At 39.3% G+C, this 17546-nt stretch carries 13 protein-coding genes, 1 tRNA gene and 1 riboswitch; of the genes, 3 read left to right on the forward strand and 11 right to left on the reverse strand.

Features of this window, described 5'->3' with window-relative positions:
- Positions 1-32: 32 nt before the first annotated feature.
- The 4 genes from dapA to HWX15_RS00845 all read right to left on the reverse strand — a co-directional run bounded on the left by dapA (position 33) and on the right by HWX15_RS00845 (position 3161).
- Complete coding sequence (gene dapA / locus HWX15_RS00830; protein WP_175879974.1) at positions 33-968, reverse strand: 4-hydroxy-tetrahydrodipicolinate synthase; 936 nt, start codon at positions 966-968, stop codon at positions 33-35.
- A gap of 55 nt (positions 969-1023) precedes the next feature.
- Complete coding sequence (locus HWX15_RS00835; RefSeq protein ID WP_000542462.1) at positions 1024-2100, reverse strand: aspartate-semialdehyde dehydrogenase; 1077 nt, start codon at positions 2098-2100, stop codon at positions 1024-1026.
- Positions 2101-2479: 379 nt separating this feature from the next.
- Positions 2480-2552, reverse strand: a tRNA-Thr gene (locus tag HWX15_RS00840).
- Between the two features lie 99 nt (positions 2553-2651).
- On the reverse strand, positions 2652-3161 hold the full coding sequence (locus HWX15_RS00845; protein WP_000737072.1) for a QueT transporter family protein: 510 nt from the start codon (positions 3159-3161) through the stop codon (positions 2652-2654).
- Positions 3159-3255: riboswitch (PreQ1 riboswitch) on the reverse strand. (Overlaps the previous gene by 3 nt.)
- 28 nt (positions 3256-3283) lie before the next feature.
- On the opposite strand from HWX15_RS00845, the gene HWX15_RS00850 reads away from it, so the two are divergent.
- Positions 3284-3715 (forward strand): GtrA family protein, encoded by a 432-nt coding sequence (locus HWX15_RS00850; RefSeq protein ID WP_175879975.1) that lies wholly within the window; start codon positions 3284-3286, stop codon positions 3713-3715.
- 81 nt (positions 3716-3796) lie between these two features.
- Positions 3797-4174, forward strand: a complete 378-nt coding sequence (mscL, locus tag HWX15_RS00855) for a large conductance mechanosensitive channel protein MscL (protein ID WP_000916792.1) — start codon at positions 3797-3799, stop codon at positions 4172-4174.
- Between the two features lie 41 nt (positions 4175-4215).
- On the opposite strand, the gene hemH is transcribed toward mscL, so the two are convergent.
- A complete protein-coding gene (gene hemH / locus HWX15_RS00860) occupies positions 4216-5310 on the reverse strand; it encodes a ferrochelatase (RefSeq protein ID WP_175879976.1) in 1095 nt (364 codons plus the stop codon).
- Positions 5311-5463: 153 nt separating this feature from the next.
- Between hemH and pepT the strand changes: the two genes are divergently transcribed.
- The gene (pepT, locus tag HWX15_RS00865) at positions 5464-6687 is read left to right on the forward strand and encodes a peptidase T (RefSeq protein ID WP_175879977.1); all 1224 of its coding nucleotides are present in this window, start codon (positions 5464-5466) and stop codon (positions 6685-6687) included.
- A gap of 35 nt (positions 6688-6722) precedes the next feature.
- Here the strand turns inward: pepT and HWX15_RS00870 are convergent, their stop codons facing one another.
- The 6 genes from HWX15_RS00870 to ccdA2 form a co-directional block, all read right to left on the reverse strand.
- On the reverse strand, positions 6723-10265 hold the full coding sequence (locus HWX15_RS00870; protein WP_175879978.1) for a pneumococcal-type histidine triad protein: 3543 nt from the start codon (positions 10263-10265) through the stop codon (positions 6723-6725).
- A 210-nt stretch (positions 10266-10475) separates the two neighbouring features.
- Complete coding sequence (locus HWX15_RS00875) at positions 10476-13568, reverse strand: pneumococcal-type histidine triad protein (protein WP_175879979.1); 3093 nt, start codon at positions 13566-13568, stop codon at positions 10476-10478.
- 7 nt (positions 13569-13575) lie between these two features.
- On the reverse strand, positions 13576-14493 hold the full coding sequence (gene adcAII, locus HWX15_RS00880; protein ID WP_173283029.1) for a zinc-binding lipoprotein AdcAII: 918 nt from the start codon (positions 14491-14493) through the stop codon (positions 13576-13578).
- 142 nt (positions 14494-14635) lie between these two features.
- The gene (locus HWX15_RS00885; RefSeq protein WP_175879980.1) at positions 14636-16027 is read right to left on the reverse strand and encodes an APC family permease; all 1392 of its coding nucleotides are present in this window, start codon (positions 16025-16027) and stop codon (positions 14636-14638) included.
- 120 nt (positions 16028-16147) lie between these two features.
- Complete coding sequence (gene sdbB / locus HWX15_RS00890; protein ID WP_173218329.1) at positions 16148-16705, reverse strand: thiol-disulfide oxidoreductase-associated lipoprotein SdbB; 558 nt, start codon at positions 16703-16705, stop codon at positions 16148-16150.
- Between the two features lie 11 nt (positions 16706-16716).
- Positions 16717-17424 (reverse strand): thiol-disulfide oxidoreductase-associated membrane protein CcdA2, encoded by a 708-nt coding sequence (ccdA2, locus tag HWX15_RS00895; RefSeq protein WP_175879981.1) that lies wholly within the window; start codon positions 17422-17424, stop codon positions 16717-16719.
- Positions 17425-17546: the final 122 nt, after the last annotated feature.

Consider the following 17546-nt stretch of genomic DNA (forward strand, 5'->3'; position numbering starts at 1 on the left):
CCTTCATTCGGTCATGGATTTTATTGTCTTTATTAGTAATCTGGTCTTAAAACACCAGTTACAGTTGCCTTAGTCGCTTCGTAGTCGCCATCTACGACAACCTTGATAATGCGTTTAGCATCTTCTTCTGGTGCTGGAACAAGAGGTAGACGAGTTGGGCCAGCTTCAAATCCCATATAGTTAAGAACGGCCTTAACAGGAGCAGGACTTGGATAAGAGAAGAGGGCATTGACCTTAGGAATGAATTTACGTTGAATAGCTGCAGCCTTCTTCATATCGCTTTCTGCAATGGCAGTAAACATCTCGTGCATTTCATCCCCATTTGTATGAGAGGCAACAGAAATAACCCCATCCGCACCAAGATTCATGGCATGGAAAGCATCTCCATCCTCACCTGTATAAATCAAGAACTCTTCAGGCTTGTGCTCAATCAAGTAAGCCATATTTGCTAAACTAGTACATTCTTTTACGCCAATGATATTTGGATGGTCAGCCAAGCGAAGCATGGTTTCTGGAGTCAACTCGACAACTACACGCCCCGGAATGTTATAGATAATAATAGGTAGGTCAGAAGCATCTGCAATAGCCTTAAAGTGCTGATACATCCCTTCTTGAGAAGGTTTGTTATAGTAAGGTACAATAGCAAGTCCAGCAGCAAAACCGCCAAATTCCGCTACTTCTTTGACAAACTCAATAGAGTCACGCGTATCATTAGTACCTACACCCGCAATCAAAGGAACGCGTCCATTGACAATCTTTTGTACAGCCGCAAAGAGTTCCAACTCCTCATCGTGGGTCAAGGTTGGACTCTCAGCAGTGGTCCCTGCGAGAAGAATTCCGTCTGTATGATGCGCCAACAAATGCTCAATCAAGGTTGGAATAGCATCAAAGTTGATGGAACCATCCTCGTGAAAGGGGGTAATAAAGGCTGTGATGATTTTACACTCTTTTAAATCTTTATAAGACATGAAAACACCTCTCTATTTCAAAGAAGGAGTTCATCTGAACTCCTAAATTATATGACTATTTTAATTCAAATTTCAATTCAGCTGTTGGACGAACCAATCCACGTTCGTGCAAAGTTTCAGCAATCTGAACTGAGTTCCAAGCAGCACCTTTGAGAAGGTTATCTGAAACAACCCACATGTGAATTCCTTTTTCTGCATCCAAGTCTTTACGGATACGACCAACAAAGGTATCACGTGAACCAACTGCATTGATGGCTTGCGGATAGATTTGATGAGCTACATCATCTTCAAGAACAGCGCCTGGGAAGGCTGCGATAGCTGCTTTGACTTCTTCTATTGGAGCCACTTCTTTTGTTTCGATGTAAACAGACTCAGAGTGAGCTGACAAGACTGGAATACGCACACATGTTGCAGATACTGCAATGCTATCATCTTCCATGATTTTCTTAGTTTCCTTGGTCATCTTCATCTCTTCGTATGTGTAATCATTGTCAGTGAAGACATCGATTTGTGGAAGAGCGTTAAAGGCGATAGGATAGTGTTTCTTGTCCCCACCTGAAGGCAAGATTTCGGCATGCAAATCACGTGGTTTCACTCCGTCATTCAAGACCTCACGAAGCTCACGTTGTGTCTCAAGAATTGCTCCCATACCAGCACCTGAAACGGCTTGATAAGTTGAAACAATGATACGGTCCAAGCCCCATTTTTGGCGAACTGGCTCAAGAGCCACCATCATTTGGATTGTTGAACAGTTAGGGCAAGCAATAATCCCGTTGTGGGCATCAAGTGCGTGAGCATTGACCTCTGGAACAACCAAAGGAACATCTGGATTTTGACGGAAGTAAGATGTATTATCTACTACTACTGCGCCAGCTTTCACTGCGTATGGTGCATACTTAGCTGATGTAGAACCACCTGCTGAAAAGAGAGCAATATCAACTCCTTCAAAAGCAGTTTCAGTCGTTTCTTCAATCGTAATATCTTGGTCTTTAAATTTCAAAGTCTTGCCTGCTGAACGTGCAGAAGCAAGTAAACGAATTTTATCGATTGGAAGTGTTGATTCTTCCAACATTTTTATCATCTGAGCACCGACAGCACCTGTCGCGCCGACTACAGCAACTGTATATCCCATAAATAACCTCTTTCGGAATTTTCTAAAAATTTCTATAATAGAAGTATTATACTACTTTTTCCATGAATTGCAAAGCTTTTTCATCATTTTTTGAAAAATAAAAATCCCCAGTCACTAGACCAAGGACTAAGAGGCATCTTCATGTGATGAGCAGGTTCACACAACTCATCAAGGTCCGCTCCTGCGTTATGACCTCCTTATGCTCAATAGTAGTCCGAAGACTACCTATCGACTCATCGCATCTATTATATTACTAGAGATAATTGGTTTTGTCAATAATAAATTTTTGCAGTCTGACTTTTATTATACAAAAGTCAGAATTTTTTCTCGCGAGCATAAGAAAAAACTCTTGCATTCAAGAGTTTCCCTGTAAATATCATGCTAATTGCCGGGATTGAACCGGCGACCTCATCCTTACCATGGATGCGCTCTGCCAACTGAGCTAAATCAGCTTACTTAAAAAGTATACTATAATCAGAAAAACTTGTCAAGTTTCCTTAGACATTTTCCATAAGAAAAAGCCAGGTAAAGGCTACCTAGCTTGTCTTCTTCTATTTACTTAAATCGATTCGACGACCAATTTTACCAATGATAATCGCTCCAATAATCAATGAGGCAAATTCACCGATCCCTGTTGTGAACCAAGTAAGGAAAAATGGTAATTGCGCTACGATATTCAACTCTGCAGCGATGGTAAACATGGAAATTGAAAAGAGGATTGAAAAGAAGAAATGATCTTTTCGAATCAATCCGTTAAAGAGGTAATCCTTGCTGTATTTTGCAAAAAGCCAAACACCTAAACTGAGGAATACCAAGGTTGATCCACCACCAACAAAGACATCTAGGAGTCCGAAGCTAAAGAAATTAGCAATCATACAACCGATAGTAACTCCGATGATGTACTTGGGATTGTAAAAAGCCATAAAGTTCATCATTTCTGAAATACGGAACTGATAAGCACCATAGCTGATTGCATTTAGGGGCGGTGTGACAGTCAAAACGACATAGATAGCAGCAACGATTGCAATATCTGCAACATCACGAATAGTTAATTTTTTCATCTTTTCTCCTTTGGCGGTTATCCGCGTGTAATATGCTTGGTGAAAGAAGCTAAGCACCAAGGGTTGCTTTATTCAACCTTACTAGTATAGCACAATAGCCTGCTTTATGCTATACTTAAAGCATGAAAAAACCTATTCAAAAATTTTTTAACAATGAAATCTTAGCCTATCTCTTTTTTGGCCTTGCAACAACTCTAGTTTCGATTCTCTCACGACTAGTCATTTATCAACTAAGTCATCAGGAACTTCTTGCTACTGCCTTAGCAAATATTATTGGTATCCTATTTGCCTTTATCACAAATGATACGATTGTGTTTAAGCAAGCAAGGAAGAAGCGACTTATCCGTTTATTGAAATTTTTTCTTGCCCGCCTTTCCACTTTTCTGTTAGACTTGTTTTTAACTTTTCTCTTTGTAACTCATTTTCCTAACATCATAGGGCAATTTGTAAATGAAAATCCTGATAAGGTAAATGCAATTGAAACAATAATTGCACAAATACTCATTATTATCATCAATTATATCTTGAGCAAGGTCTATATTTTTAGAAAATAATATTCCATTTATGAGCCTTTTAATTGCCTTCTATAATGATTTAGGATACAATGAAACACGAAACGTTGAAAGGAAAACAGTATGTTAAAAAATCTAAAATCATTCTTGCTTCGAGGAAATGTTATTGACCTTGCTGTCGGTGTTGTCATTGCCTCTGCTTTTGGTGCTATCGTTACTTCACTTGTAAACGACATTATCACTCCTCTTATTTTAAATCCCGCTTTGAAAGCTGCTAAAGTCGAACGTATCGCTCAACTTTCTTGGCATGGAGTCGGCTATGGTAACTTTTTAAGCGCTATTATCAATTTTATCTTTGTCGGTACCGCCCTCTTCTTTATTATCAAAGGTATTGAAAAAGCACAGAAGCTGACTGGCATAAAGGAAGAAAAAACTGACGAAAAAAAACCAACCGAATTGGAAGTACTTCAAGAAATCAAAGCGCTTCTTGAGAAAAAATAATCGATTAAAAGGATCTAGCGCAAAGCTAAATCCTTTTTTCTTTACTCTTTGGGTAACTTGCCTGCTTTCTCAAGCATTTTCTTAATAAGATAAGGCATCTTAACATTTTCCCGACCTTTTTTCTCAATCAGTTTTTTTACAAATTCCGGCATTTGTAAATCTTGAGATTCAGCCAAAATATTTTTCGTCTCATCTGAAGGAACTAACTCATCAAAGGTTTCTTCTTCTGGGAGAAATTCCTTAAACTCTTGATGTTCATTGGCTCTGACTGTATTGACCAAGGCATCAATCAAGCGAGAATCCGTATTGGGCATTGGTGGTCGATGGTAGTTCACACCCAATTCTTGACACAAGTCATAACATTCCACATCATTGTCAAACAAGACTTCAATATGCTCGCTAATGAAGCTGATAGGAACAAAAATATAATGGTCTGGATGTTCTTTCTGTTCTCTGAGATACTCCAAAACATCTGGCTTAATCCATGGAATCCCGATATCACTTTCACTCTGCCAAGTGTTGGTATATTGTTCTGAACTCAGTCCTAGTTTTTCAGCGACTAGCTTGCTATTTTCGAAAATTTGGTCAATATATGGGTCACCAAAATCCAAGGCAAAAATAGGCACACTATGGGCTGAAAAGATGACTTTAAAGCTATCTTGCTTTACTTCTTCTTTTAAAATCTTAGCAATTTCATCTGCCCAATAGTTTAAGAGCGCTTCTTCCTGATACCAGTCCTTAATGACTAAAAATTGAATTTGCTTGCTTTCTAAAAACTTCTCATAACCCATGACAGAGTAAAAAGAATAATGAGGCTCCAAAATCAGGCAAATACACTGTTCAATGCCGTCTGCTTCCATCTGACCGATCACATCTGGAATAAAGGGACTGGAAAATTTATTGGCAAAATAAACACTATACTCATTCCCCAGTCTAGCTTCTACTAAGGCCACCTCTTCACGGGTAATTCTTTGCAGAGGCGTACCTCCAATAAGTACATAATTATCATAGAGTGTTTGAATCTCGTGGTCTTGAGGTCTCACTCCACGACGAATATTTGTGAAAAAATCAGCCACACCTTCAAAGGTAATCTCTTCTGGCGAACCGAAAGTCATCATTAAAATTGCTTTTTTCATAACTGCTTCCTTGTGATATTTTTATCAAGTTTATTTTATCATTTATCCATTAATAAGTAAACGCCAACATAGCGAATTTCCCTAACTTCTGTCTTTTGTTTTTCTCTTCTTTCTATGATACAATGGAAAAAATGAATTCAAAAGGAGTTTTTTATGACTTACCCCAATCTCTTGGACCGCTTCTTAACCTACGTTAAGGTCAACACGCGCTCTGATGAACACTCTACTACTACTCCAAGTACGCAGAGTCAGGTTGACTTTGCAACCAATGTCCTAATTCCTGAAATGAAACGTGTTGGACTGCAAAACGTCTACTACCTTCCAAATGGTTTTGCGATTGGTACCTTGCCAGCCAACGATCCGTCTTTAACACGAAAAATTGGCTTCATCTCCCACATGGATACTGCTGATTTTAATGCCGAAGGAGTCAATCCTCAGGTGATTGAAAACTACGATGGTGGTGTGATTGAACTTGGAAATTCTGGTTTCAAACTCGATCCAGCTGACTTTAAGAGTCTTGAGAAATATCCAGGACAAACGCTCATCACAACCGATGGAACAACCTTACTAGGTGCTGATGATAAGTCAGGAATTGCTGAAATTATGACTGCTATTGAATATCTGACTGCCCATCCTGAAATCAAACACTGTGAGATCCGTGTTGGTTTTGGTCCAGATGAAGAAATCGGCGTTGGTGCCAATCAATTTGATGCAGAAGATTTTGATGTGGATTTTGCCTACACTGTTGATGGCGGCCCACTAGGTGAGCTTCAGTACGAGACCTTCTCAGCAGCTGGGGCTGAATTGCATTTCCAAGGACGCAATGTCCACCCTGGTACTGCCAAAGGGCAAATGGTCAACGCCCTTCAGCTAGCAATTGATTTTCACAATCAACTTCCAGAAAATGACCGACCTGAGTTAACGGATGGTTACCAAGGATTCTATCATCTTATGGATGTGGCTGGAAGCGTTGAGGAGGCGCGTGCAAGCTACATCATTCGCGATTTTGAAAAAGATGCCTTTGAAGCGCGTAAAGCAGCTATGCAGTCTATCGCTGATAAAATGAATCAAGAACTTGGTAGCGACCGTGTCACTCTAAACTTGACAGACCAGTACTACAATATGAAAGAAGTCATTGAAAAAGATATGACTCCAATTACCATTGCTAAAGCCGTTATGGAAGATCTAGGTATCACTCCTATTATCGAACCAATCCGTGGAGGGACAGACGGCTCTAAGATTTCCTTTATGGGAATCCCAACTCCGAACATCTTTGCGGGCGGCGAAAATATGCACGGACGTTTTGAATACGTCAGCCTTCAGACTATGGAACGTGCAGTTGATACCATCATTGGCATCGTAGCTTATAAAGACTAAAAAGACGAGGTAGCTCAGCTACTTCGCCTTTCTTTTTATTCTGCTGGTTTTTCTTGATTTCCAGTAGTTGTAGAAGATTCTGGTGTTTCCTTTTCTGAAGCTGATTCAGCAGGTTTAGAATCTCTTGTGTTGCTCGGTTTGTTTTTGTCGCTAGCAGTTTCACTGTTAGATTCTGCAGTTGCGTTTGGTTGATTCTCAGCACTGGTGTTATCACCATTTGCTTCAGCATTTCTTGCTGGACTTGTTTCTTCACTTGAGCTAGCTTTTGACTGGATTTGGTGATTCAAAACTAGAATAGCTTTGGTCAATTCAAGTAAAGCTGCTTTGTCTTTACTCTTAGCAGAAAGTTGATCTAGTAATGCATCCACTTTATCAAAGTCCTCATCAGAACCATTATTACTTTCTAAATAAGAGTGAAGCGATATGAGAATATCGTAGAGTTTTTGATAGAGTACAAGTGTCTGAGGATCTTGCTCAGCATTTTCCTTTTCTTGTTGAAGGGCGCTAGCGATACGAGTCAAGACATCTTTTACCTGACTGTTTACTTCATCCAAATCTGCATCAGCCTTGTTTGTGGCAGCTTTGAGATTTTCTACTTCTTCTGCCAAGGATTGTCTGATTCCTTCTTCTTGGAGTTGTTCCAAGAGTTGATTTGCCTTGCTCAAAAGACTTTCTACTTCTTCCTTGCTAACATGATTGACATGCTCTTCTTTTTTAAGATCAGGATAAAGATCTTTCAAAAATTCATAAATCGCTTGCTTAGCAGATTGGTTATCAACTTTTTCTTTATCTAAAACTGTTTCATTTACTTTTGCAGTAGCTGGCTGATTTTTCAAAGCCTCTTCTACTTCTTGTTTTGTTTGATAAATGCTTGGGAACAGTTTATTCAAGTCCACAGCCTTACGGAAGGATTGGGATTGATATAAAGTCAAAGTCAAATTGGCTACTTTATTGCGAAGTTCATCACTTAAACGACCATCCTGTACATGCTCATAGAAGTACTTGATGTATTCAACACTTGTATCACCAGTACGATCATTAAAGTCTTGAAGAGCTTGAAGTTGTGATTCAACCGCTGCTAAACCAGCCTCATCTTTAGCTAACTTAGCTTCTTGGAGTCGAACAAGAAGGTCTTTTTTAGGAAGTCCATAAGAGTCAGTATCTAGCGTATTGATTTTATCAATCAAGGATTGATATTTCTTATCTAAAGCACTTGTTTCAACAGGTTTGACACTTTCATCAATATGGATATATTGCTTATCAAAGAGATCAAGTGTCGCAAGATAACCTGCTGTAGAGTTAGTTGCTAGTTTCTTCATATTTTCAGTAAACTGACCCAAGGCTAACTCAATCTGTCTTTGTTCGATAGGCTTGTCTTTGTAGATGCTTCTACTGTCAGCTAGAAGTTGTTCTACTTTTGCTAAGACTGTTTTCTCATCAAAAGCTCCAGGTTGGTAGTTAGATTGAAGAGCTGGAATCTTGTTTTTCAATGCTACTTCATAGCCCTTAGTTTGCACCTTAATGTAGTGATTGTGGTCACCATGAGGAATCACAAAACTACCATTTTCTACCTGCAAACTATAAGGAGATACACCATCACGTAAGGCAGTCGTATAGAGTTCATTTAGGAAATCAAGCTCTGGATTGCCAGTTTGGAGTGGAAGTCGAACATGTTCCTTACGAACAGCATATGGGTGGATATGAGTTGGATCGTAGGCTTGGTCTGGATTTCCAAAAACAAAGAATCCGTTTGAAATTCTAATCGCTTCAAGTGGAACACCATAGGTCTTAGAAATGTAAGCAATCTTTTCTTCATCACTAGCATCTCTTGAGAAAGACTCTACCGTTTTAGCAAGAGGTTTTATAGGCTCTGCATCATGATGTGTTTTCAGATGATCCTGTGCGGCCTTAATTTGCTCCGCTGTCAAATCTTTCTTGAAGAAGTAATGATTGTGGTCACCATGACTCATGACAAAGCCTTGTTCATCCTCACTGATGACACGATCGGCATCAAAACCGTGATCATGGTCTTCCCCATGATGGTGGTCGTGCTCATCATCATCGTGATCATCATGGGCTGGACTTGGTGTTGCTGGCGTTTTACCTCTCAAATGATCCTGCGCTGCCTTAATTTGCTCTGCTGACAAGTCCTTCTTGAAGAAGTAATGATTGTGGTTACCATGAGTCATGACAAAGCCTGCCGCATCTTCAGCAATAATACGATTAGCATCAAAGCCGTGCCCATCTTCTTCATGTTCCTCATGTGAAGTTCCTGGATTGATTGGAAGAGATGGCGAAGGTGTTGTTAGACTATTACTTGGAAGAGTCGGTTGTCCAATTTGATTCGACTTAGGAATGTAATGGAAATGATCACCATGTCTTACAATATAAGCTGTAGCAGTTTCTTCGACAATATCTTTAGGATTAAAGATATAACCATCAGATGTTGAAGAGATAGGCTTATTTGTAAGTAATGAGGCATGATTCAAAGTAGATGGACTACTTGAAAGACTTCCTAGACTAGACGCTACTTCATTAGGTTTTACATTTGTAGAAACTGTAGAACCAGTTCCATCGATAGGCACCATTCTAGCAATCTTTTCTTCTAAAGGAGAGAGCTTGCTGTAAGGAATAAAGTGGTAATGGTCGCCATGCGGAATCGCAACTCCATTTGCCGTACGACTGATAATCTTAGCAGGGTCAAAGACCAAGCCATCTGATTCACTGTAACGTTGGTCGCTAGGTAAATCATAGAGTTCTTTCAATAGACTTTGGAGATTTTCAGCTTTATTTGCTGGCTTGCTAGTTGAGCCTTGTGCTACAGATTGCGTGTTATTGTCACTAGCTGTTGAAGAATAGCTTAGCTGACTTGGTTGCGTATTTTTCCCAGCCAGATAAGCTTTTGCTGCTGCTAATTCACTAGCAGACAAATCACTTTTTGGAATGTAGTGATAGTGACCTCCGTGGGGAACGATATAGGCATCACCCGTATCTTCGATAATATCAGCTGGATTAAAGACATAGCCATCATCTGTCGTATAGCGTCCCTGAGACCTTGCTACAGCAACATCAGAGCTGACCTTCTCATTATCTTTGACATGTTCTTGTTTTTGACGATTGATTTCATCCTTGGTTCGAACATTATCAGCATGAGCTGCATCTTTCAGGTAGACATAATATTTTCCATCGACCTTGATGATATAGCCACCCTTGACCTCATTGACAATATCTCCATCCTTAAGTTGGTAGTTTGGATCCTTCATCAAAAGTTCTTCACTAAAGAGGGCATCATAAGGAACTTTCCCATTGTAGTAATGATAGTGATCACCGTGTGACGTCACATAGCCCTGATCTGTGATCTTGATAACAATTTGCTCAGCCTGAATTCCTTCTTTCTGGCTGACTTGGTCTGGTGTCAGGTTTTCAGTTTTCTGACTTGACTGGCTGCCATCCACATAAGAGACACGATTATTGTCCTTATTTTCCTGCGAGCGATACTGGTTCAGTGCATATGCACATAGACTCAAGGATACGATAACAGCTGATCCAGCTGCTATATATTTTTTACTGAATTTCATAAATCCCTCATTTCAATAAATGATGAAGCTTTTTCTTAACTTCTTTTTCTCGGTTAAACAGTTTTTCTAAACCGGTTATTTAACCATTTAATTAACCAGTAAATAGTTTACCTTTTTTAAGTTTATCTGTCAAGATTTTTATATCATTTAAAAAAATAAAAGCCAGTATTACTACTGACTCTTACATCATTTTCATTTAGCAAGATAAACTTATGCTTCTGGCTTCGTCTCAATTGACTCACTACCTTTTAACAAAGCAAGTAATTTTTCTGCCTCTGTCATGATGTCATTATTATCCATGGTTTGCAGGCTCAAGTTACCTCGTAAACTAGCCAGGGTTTCAGTCGCAGTAGCTTTCAGACTAGCATCCGTTACTTTATCAAGTAAAGCTTCTACTTCTTTGAGTTTAGCTTCTACTTTTGCAGTCTCTACTTGATGGACTTCTGGCTCTTCTGTAGTATCTTCAGCTTCTTCCTCTGTCTCGTCTTCATCAGTGCTCGGTTTATAAAGATTATCTGCTGAAGGATTTAAACCAGCGTGATTCTCTTTTTCATCAGATTCAGAGCGAGTTGGCTCACTTACTTCATCATGTTCCTTATTTTCATCAGGTTTACCGTCTTGGTCTGCCTTATTTTTACGAACATGGTCGCTAGCATTACCCCAACCATTATCTGAATGAGGACGTTGGTCCGGATGTTCAACGTAGTATTTTACAGTCGCAAATAAATCTTCTAAGGTATAACCCTCAGGTGCCTTATAGAGTCCTTCGTCAAACCATGCAAACTTAAGATTATGATAGTGATCAAAGTGAGGAATTATAAAGTAACCATTCTGTACAGCTACAGTATACTGTAAATGATTTGGTATTTTTTCTAATGGTACCTTGTTCTCAGCTGTTACGCGGTTATAGATAGCTTCTGTCCCTGTTGCCTCTGGTTTTGCTTCAGTAGAATTTGGAGCTTGTAAGCCTTTTTCTTTAGCATAAGCCTGAGCTGCTGCCCTTTCAGCTTCAGATAAGCTGTCTTTTTTAATCCAGTGGCTATGGTTCAAGTGTGGAGTGACGTAGGCATTTCCTGCATCACTTTCAATATCATGTTCGTCAAAAATGTAGCCATCTGAGGTTGTATATTTACCTGCTAATTTCGCTAATTTAATTTCATCGTTTGTATAGGCAATTTGAGCATTTGGTTTGCCAAGGCGTTCTGGGTGGGTAATTGGTGCTAGAAATGCCAATAAATCATCTACCAATTTTACTTTATTATTAGAAGATTCATTATTCAAGCGTTCTGCTAATTTGTCTAAGGCTTGAAAATCAACAGCACGCCCCTTATTTTCAGACAAGGCTTTATGAGCCTGGGTTAACAGATTATAAGCTTTATCATAAAATTCTTTGTCACGAGAAGAGACGTTTTCTTTCTTCGCAACTAGAGCATGTGTCTCTTGAGTTTTCTTAGACAAGAGATTTTCAATAGCATCAATCTTATCCTTAGCCAAGTCTTTAGCAAAAACATAGTGACTGACACCAGCAATTTCCACAACATATCCTTTTCCAACTTTTCTAACAACCTGTTCTACTGCAAAATTAGTTTGTTTTTTCTCAGTTGACGGTTGAGCTTGCGGTTTTGGTGCTGGTTTCAAATAATGCATTCCTGGCACGACTGCACCATTTTGCCCTTTTAACAGAATCATTCTTGCAATCTTCTGCTCTAAATCAGACATTTGTGAATAAGGGATAAAGTGATAATGATTTCCGTGAGGCACAGCAACACCATTTGCTGTACGATCTGTTATTTGTGCTGGGTCGAATACCAAGCCATCCGATTCCACATGTCGTTCTGACAAAGGTTTGGCATACAATTCACGTAAAAGGCTTGAAATATCTTCCCCTTGATTCTGATGATAAGTTGGAGTGACAGTTAGATTGTGGTTCTCTGACAAGCTTGGTTGAGCTGGATTTGCATTATGACTAAAACTTGAAGAAGGACGAGACCCCTGCTTCCCATTCCAATAGGCTTGGGCTGCAGCTAATTCCCCTGCAGACAAAGCGCCTTTTGGTATATAGTGGAAATGATTTCCATGCGGTACAATAAAAGCGTCTCCTGTATCTTCAATCACATCTGACGGACTAAAGACATACCCATCATCCGTTGTATAGGCGCCTCCAGTTCCTCGATTTGATGCTTGCGTATTGAGATTAAAGTTTGGTTTAATGGTTGAACTTAGTTTATCTGTACTGCTTGGTTTCGTATTATCAGAATGCTTTTGAACTGGCTGACCTCCAATTGGTAGATTTCGAGCCAATTTTTCTTCCAAAGCAGACATTTGTGAATACGGAATGAAATGGAAATGATCCCCATGAGGAACTGCGACCCCATTTGCAGTACGTTTTATAATTTGTGCTGGGTCAAATACCAATCCATCAGACTCCACATGACGTTGGCTAAGTGGCAAAGCATACAATTCTTGAAGGAGACTAGCTAAGTCCTCACTTTGACTTTCAGAATCTGTTGCAGGATTTTGAGGTGTCTCAGATTGACTCGTTCTCACACTAGATCTTGTTTCTCCCCTACTTGAACGGTATTCAACCGTACTTAATTGGCCACCTTTTCCAGATAAGAAGGCTTGGGCTGCCGCTAATTCACTAGCAGACAAGTCACTCTTAGGAATATAATGGAAGTGATTACCATGAGGAACGATATAGGCATCACCTGTATCTTCTATAATATCAGAGGCATTAAAGATATAACCATCATCCGTTGTATAGCGCCCTTGAGCTCTGGCTACAGCAACAGCATTATCTGTGCTTGCATTATGATTATGACTATGTTCCTGCTTCTGACGTTTAATCTCTTCTTTTGTCCGAATATTGTCAGCATGGGCGGCATCCTTGAGGTAAACATAGTATTTCCCGTCTACCTTAATGACATAGCCACCCTTGATTTCATTGACAATGTCTGAATCCTTCAACTGATAATTCGGATCTTTCATCAGCAATTCTTCACTGATGATAGCATCATAAGGAACCTTCCCATTATAGTAATGATAATGGTCTCCATGAGAGGTCACATAACCTTGATCCGTAATCTTGATAACAATTTGTTCGGCGTTGATTCCCTCTCTCTTACTGACTTCATCTGGTGTCAAATTTTCTGCCTTTTGACCAGCCTGATCACCGTCTATATAAGCAACTCGATTAGACTCTTTCTTAGCCTGACCAGCTTGGTAACGACCAAGTTCATAGGAACAAACACTTAGGGCAAGAACTGCCACTGAACCTGCTACATATTTTTTATTGATTTTCATTCTTTCCTCACTTTAATTCTTCTGCTAAAACACTTATATTTTCTTCAAGATTTTCTAAATAAGTCTTGTCATTTTGTGGGTCTGCCTCTAAAGGATTCAGAGTTTTAAGACCTACACCTGTTGATTTAACAAGAGTTTCAGCTACTTTTGAAGAAGCATTACTTTCTGTAAAAATCGTTTTAACCTTATAGGTTTTAACAAATTCCTGAATTTCTGTTAGTTGTCGTGGACTTGGTTCTTGTTCAGGAGAGATGCCTGCAATACCAAGTTGATGAAGTCCAAATCGCTTCGCTAAATAAGAAAAGGCTGTATGTTGTGTTACAAAGGTTTTCTGACTCGCTTTTTCAAATTTAGGCTGGAATTTCTTAGTTAGTTCTTGAGCTTTTTTGATAAAGGCTTGCGCATTTTTCTGGTAAGTTTCTTTATGCTCACTATCCACCTCTGAAAGTTTATCAGCGATAATCTGAGCTTCTTCGCCAGCTTTTTCAGGATCTAGCCAAGTGTGAGGATCATAGAGCGTTTTTTCATCAACTCCATCCCCTGCTTCCACATCTTCTAGCCCTGGGACGCGGTCTAAAGTCATTCCCTCTGAAGCCTCTAAGACCTTCACTTTAGATTTTTTTAGATTGGGATCTAAACTTCCTGCCCAAGATTCGAGCGTATGCGAATGGTAAACAAAGACATCTGCATCATAGATGGCCGCGATGTCATTTGCCGAAGGCTCAAAGGAGTGAATCCCACTACTTGACTGAATCATCCGAACATCATTCAAGTCACCTGACACTTCCTTAACCATAGCGTAGATAGGATAAAAACTGGTCACAATTTTCATCCCCTTTCCTGTCTGGCTTTCCTTTTGACTACAGGCTCCTAGCAATAAAAGAAAAACACTTAACAAGACTAAAAATAAATTTTGTTTCTTCATGAACAACTCCTTAACCATTTAATTAACTAGTAAACATTCTACTCCTAAAAATTTAATCTGTCAAGATATTTTTAGAAAAAAATTGAAATTTCTTTCACATATAAAAATCTGCTGAGTTTCAACAACTCAACAGATTCTAACTTTATTCTTCTATGGTAGAATGCTTATAACCATAAGTGAAATAAATAATACTTCCTATCAACAAGGCAATCAGGAAAACAATCCAAGTTTCCATATTATACTGTAACATGAAGGATAAACAAATGATGATTGATAAAATTGGTAACAGAGGTACCAGTGGTGTTTTAAATTCCCCAGCTTTGGGCATTCCTTTTTCTTTCCGTAAGCGAATCAGGCCGTAAGCAAGCATAATCAAGTAGGCTAAGGTACAAATATTTAAGAAGGCTGCGATACTAGCAAGAGGGAACATTCCTGCTGCTACTGCTGAAGCTAGACCTGTCAAGATAGTCGCATTTTTGGGTACCTTACTTGTCTTCGTCAGTTCCTTAAAGGCGGCAGGCATTAAGCCATCGCGCGCTAAACTGTAAATCATACGCGATAGGGCATAAGTCATCGAAATACAAACTGTAATCAAGGTTAAGATAGCCACCAATGACACATAGTTGGCTGCCCAACTAATCCCAACACTACGAAGGGCAAAGGCAACGGCATCATCAACATTTAGATGACTATAGTGAACCACACCAGTCAAAACAAGGGTCACCAAGGCATAGAGAATAGTTACGATAGAAAGCGATAAGACAATCCCTCTAGGAATATTTTTTTGGGGAGTCTTGACCTCATCTACAGCCATAGAGATGGATTCAAATCCCAAAAATCCAAAGAACATCAAGGACGCACCAGCCATAATACCAGTACTAGCGCCATAGATTTGTCCAAAACCATAAGGAGCAAAATTACTCCAGTTATCAAGTTTGATATGCCAAATTCCTACTAAAACAAAGAGAGCTAAAGCGGAAAATTTCAAAATGACTAGAATCGAATTAAAGCGTAAGGCTGCCTTGGCATTTAGTAAAACAAGCGAAGTCACCAAGACCAAGACAAGAATAGGCAATAAATCAACAAATGTCCCTGCTTGAGGATTAAAGGTACCATTTAAAGCCTGAGGAAGGGCTATCCCGTATTGAGAGAGCAAGCCTTTAAAATAAGCCGCCCAACCCGAAGCCACACCAGATATGGCTGTCATGAATTCCATCATGGTTAACCAGCCAGCCAACCAGGCTGGAAATTCTCCTAAAATAGCATAGAGATAACTGTAGGCACCACCTGTAGCAGGTACTCGTGAAGCAAATTCTGCAAAAAAGAGGGCTGATAATCCCACGCACAAGGCAGAAATGACGATTGAAATCACTAGGGCTGGACCAGCAAGAGTTGCGGCTGCAGTACCTGTAATTGTAAAGACGCCTGTCCCTACCATAGCACCGATACCCAGCAAAATCAAATCCCATAACTTCAAATGCCTGTGCATCTCCGTTTTATCCAAACTGACATTTTTTGTTCTAAATATATTCATCTTTGACTCCAAAATAAACTGATGATTCTATTTTACCATAAATATAGGACATTTGTGAATATTTATAAAATGTTTTTCTAAAAAAATCTGACTACATCTTGTAATCAGATTTTATCGATTCTAGTTCATTTCTTTAAAGGCTGCTTCTGCATCCGCGTTGCTGATAACACCAAATTGAATCTTCCCAATCTTTCCTTGACTATCAATTAGGTATTCTGTAGGAATGCTTCGAATTTGATAAGCTTGGAAGGTTGTGGCCTTGGTATCATAAAGAACTGGGATATCCTTATACCCTTGATCTTGGAACCATTGTGGGAATTGCTCAACAGTTTTTTCACCTTGAATTCCTGGTGCAATGACACTAAGAATTTCGAAATCACGATCTGGTTTCGCCGCTAGTTCCATCAACTCAGGCATGCTTTTCTTACATGGACCACACCATGAAGCCCAAAACTTCAAATAGACTTTTTTACCCTTATAATCAGATAACTTGACTTCTTTGCCATCCATGGATTGTAAGGTGAAGTCTGGAGCCTCTTTTCCAACAGCGATTTGTTGTACAGTCGTTTCTTGTTTTGGCTGTTGTGGGGCTTGAGTCTTTTTAGTCTCTTCCTCACCACAGGCCATCAATACAACTAATGACAAAAGGCTTAAGCCAGCAAACATTACTTTTTTCATCTTTTTCTCCTTTATTCAAAAATTCCAGCTAGAACATTTACTTGTCCTAATAGTAATAAAATTCCCATTAAAATAATGAGGAAACCACCAATTTTCTTCAGTAACATCATATGGCGTTTGATTTTACTAAAATAAGGCATCACTACACCTGAAGCTAGAGCCAAAACCAAGAAAGGAATAGCCATCCCTAGAGTGTAAATCAAGGTATAAATCGCTCCTTGCCAAGCACCATTGCCTCCAGAAGCCGCAAGCGCTAAAACAGAACTCAAAACTGGACCAATACAAGGCGTCCAACCAAAACTAAAGGTAATACCGAGTAAAAAGGCCGACCAATAACGATTGGCTTCTGATTTCTTAAAAGTAAAGCTTTTTTGAACCTCTAATTTCTTAAAATGAAAAATTTCCATCTGGTGAAGACCCAAAATGATAATAATAGCTCCCATGACATATCGAAACCAATTGGCATAGAGAATATGACCAAAGTAGCCAGCACCAAAGCCTAGAATAAAGAAAATGAGAGAGATACCTGCGATAAAGCAAAGTGTTCGAATCAAACCGGACCAAAGAACCTTTCTCCCAAATAAGGAAAAACTTTTTGCACTTTCCTGATCATCCAATAAAATCCCAGCATAGACTGGCAAAAGAGGAAAAATACAGGGAGAAAAGAAGGACAAGACCCCTGCTAAAAAAACGGAGATTGAAAATATTATCGTTTCCAATAAAGAACCAACTTTCTTAAGATTTCTAATCCTATTTTACTATATTCAATTTAATTTGTATGCTTTCTGCTACGCAAAATCGTATCGGGCACTATTAGACTGATCTTTTCTTTTGCTAGTCA

Origin of the sequence: Streptococcus thalassemiae, from assembly GCF_903645285.1 — a bacterium.
Classification (GTDB): domain Bacteria; phylum Bacillota; class Bacilli; order Lactobacillales; family Streptococcaceae; genus Streptococcus; species Streptococcus thalassemiae.

Bases quoted from the DNA above. Each gene is read 5' to 3' on its own strand.
- pepT (WP_175879977.1), top strand. From the start codon at position 5,464: ATGACTTACCCCAATCTCTTGGACCGCTTCTTAACCTACGTTAAGGTC.
- HWX15_RS00850 (WP_175879975.1), top strand. From the start codon at position 3,284: ATGAAAAAACCTATTCAAAAATTTTTTAACAATGAAATCTTAGCCTAT.
- HWX15_RS00885 (WP_175879980.1), bottom strand. From the start codon at position 16,027: ATGAATATATTTAGAACAAAAAATGTCAGTTTGGATAAAACGGAGATG.
- hemH (WP_175879976.1), bottom strand. From the start codon at position 5,310: ATGAAAAAAGCAATTTTAATGATGACTTTCGGTTCGCCAGAAGAGATT.
- HWX15_RS00845 (WP_000737072.1), bottom strand. From the start codon at position 3,161: ATGAAAAAATTAACTATTCGTGATGTTGCAGATATTGCAATCGTTGCT.
- adcAII (WP_173283029.1), bottom strand. From the start codon at position 14,493: ATGAAGAAACAAAATTTATTTTTAGTCTTGTTAAGTGTTTTTCTTTTA.
- dapA (WP_175879974.1), bottom strand. From the start codon at position 968: ATGTCTTATAAAGATTTAAAAGAGTGTAAAATCATCACAGCCTTTATT.
- HWX15_RS00870 (WP_175879978.1), bottom strand. From the start codon at position 10,265: ATGAAATTCAGTAAAAAATATATAGCAGCTGGATCAGCTGTTATCGTA.
- sdbB (WP_173218329.1), bottom strand. From the start codon at position 16,705: ATGAAAAAAGTAATGTTTGCTGGCTTAAGCCTTTTGTCATTAGTTGTA.
- mscL (WP_000916792.1), top strand. From the start codon at position 3,797: ATGTTAAAAAATCTAAAATCATTCTTGCTTCGAGGAAATGTTATTGAC.
- HWX15_RS00875 (WP_175879979.1), bottom strand. From the start codon at position 13,568: ATGAAAATCAATAAAAAATATGTAGCAGGTTCAGTGGCAGTTCTTGCC.
- HWX15_RS00835 (WP_000542462.1), bottom strand. From the start codon at position 2,100: ATGGGATATACAGTTGCTGTAGTCGGCGCGACAGGTGCTGTCGGTGCT.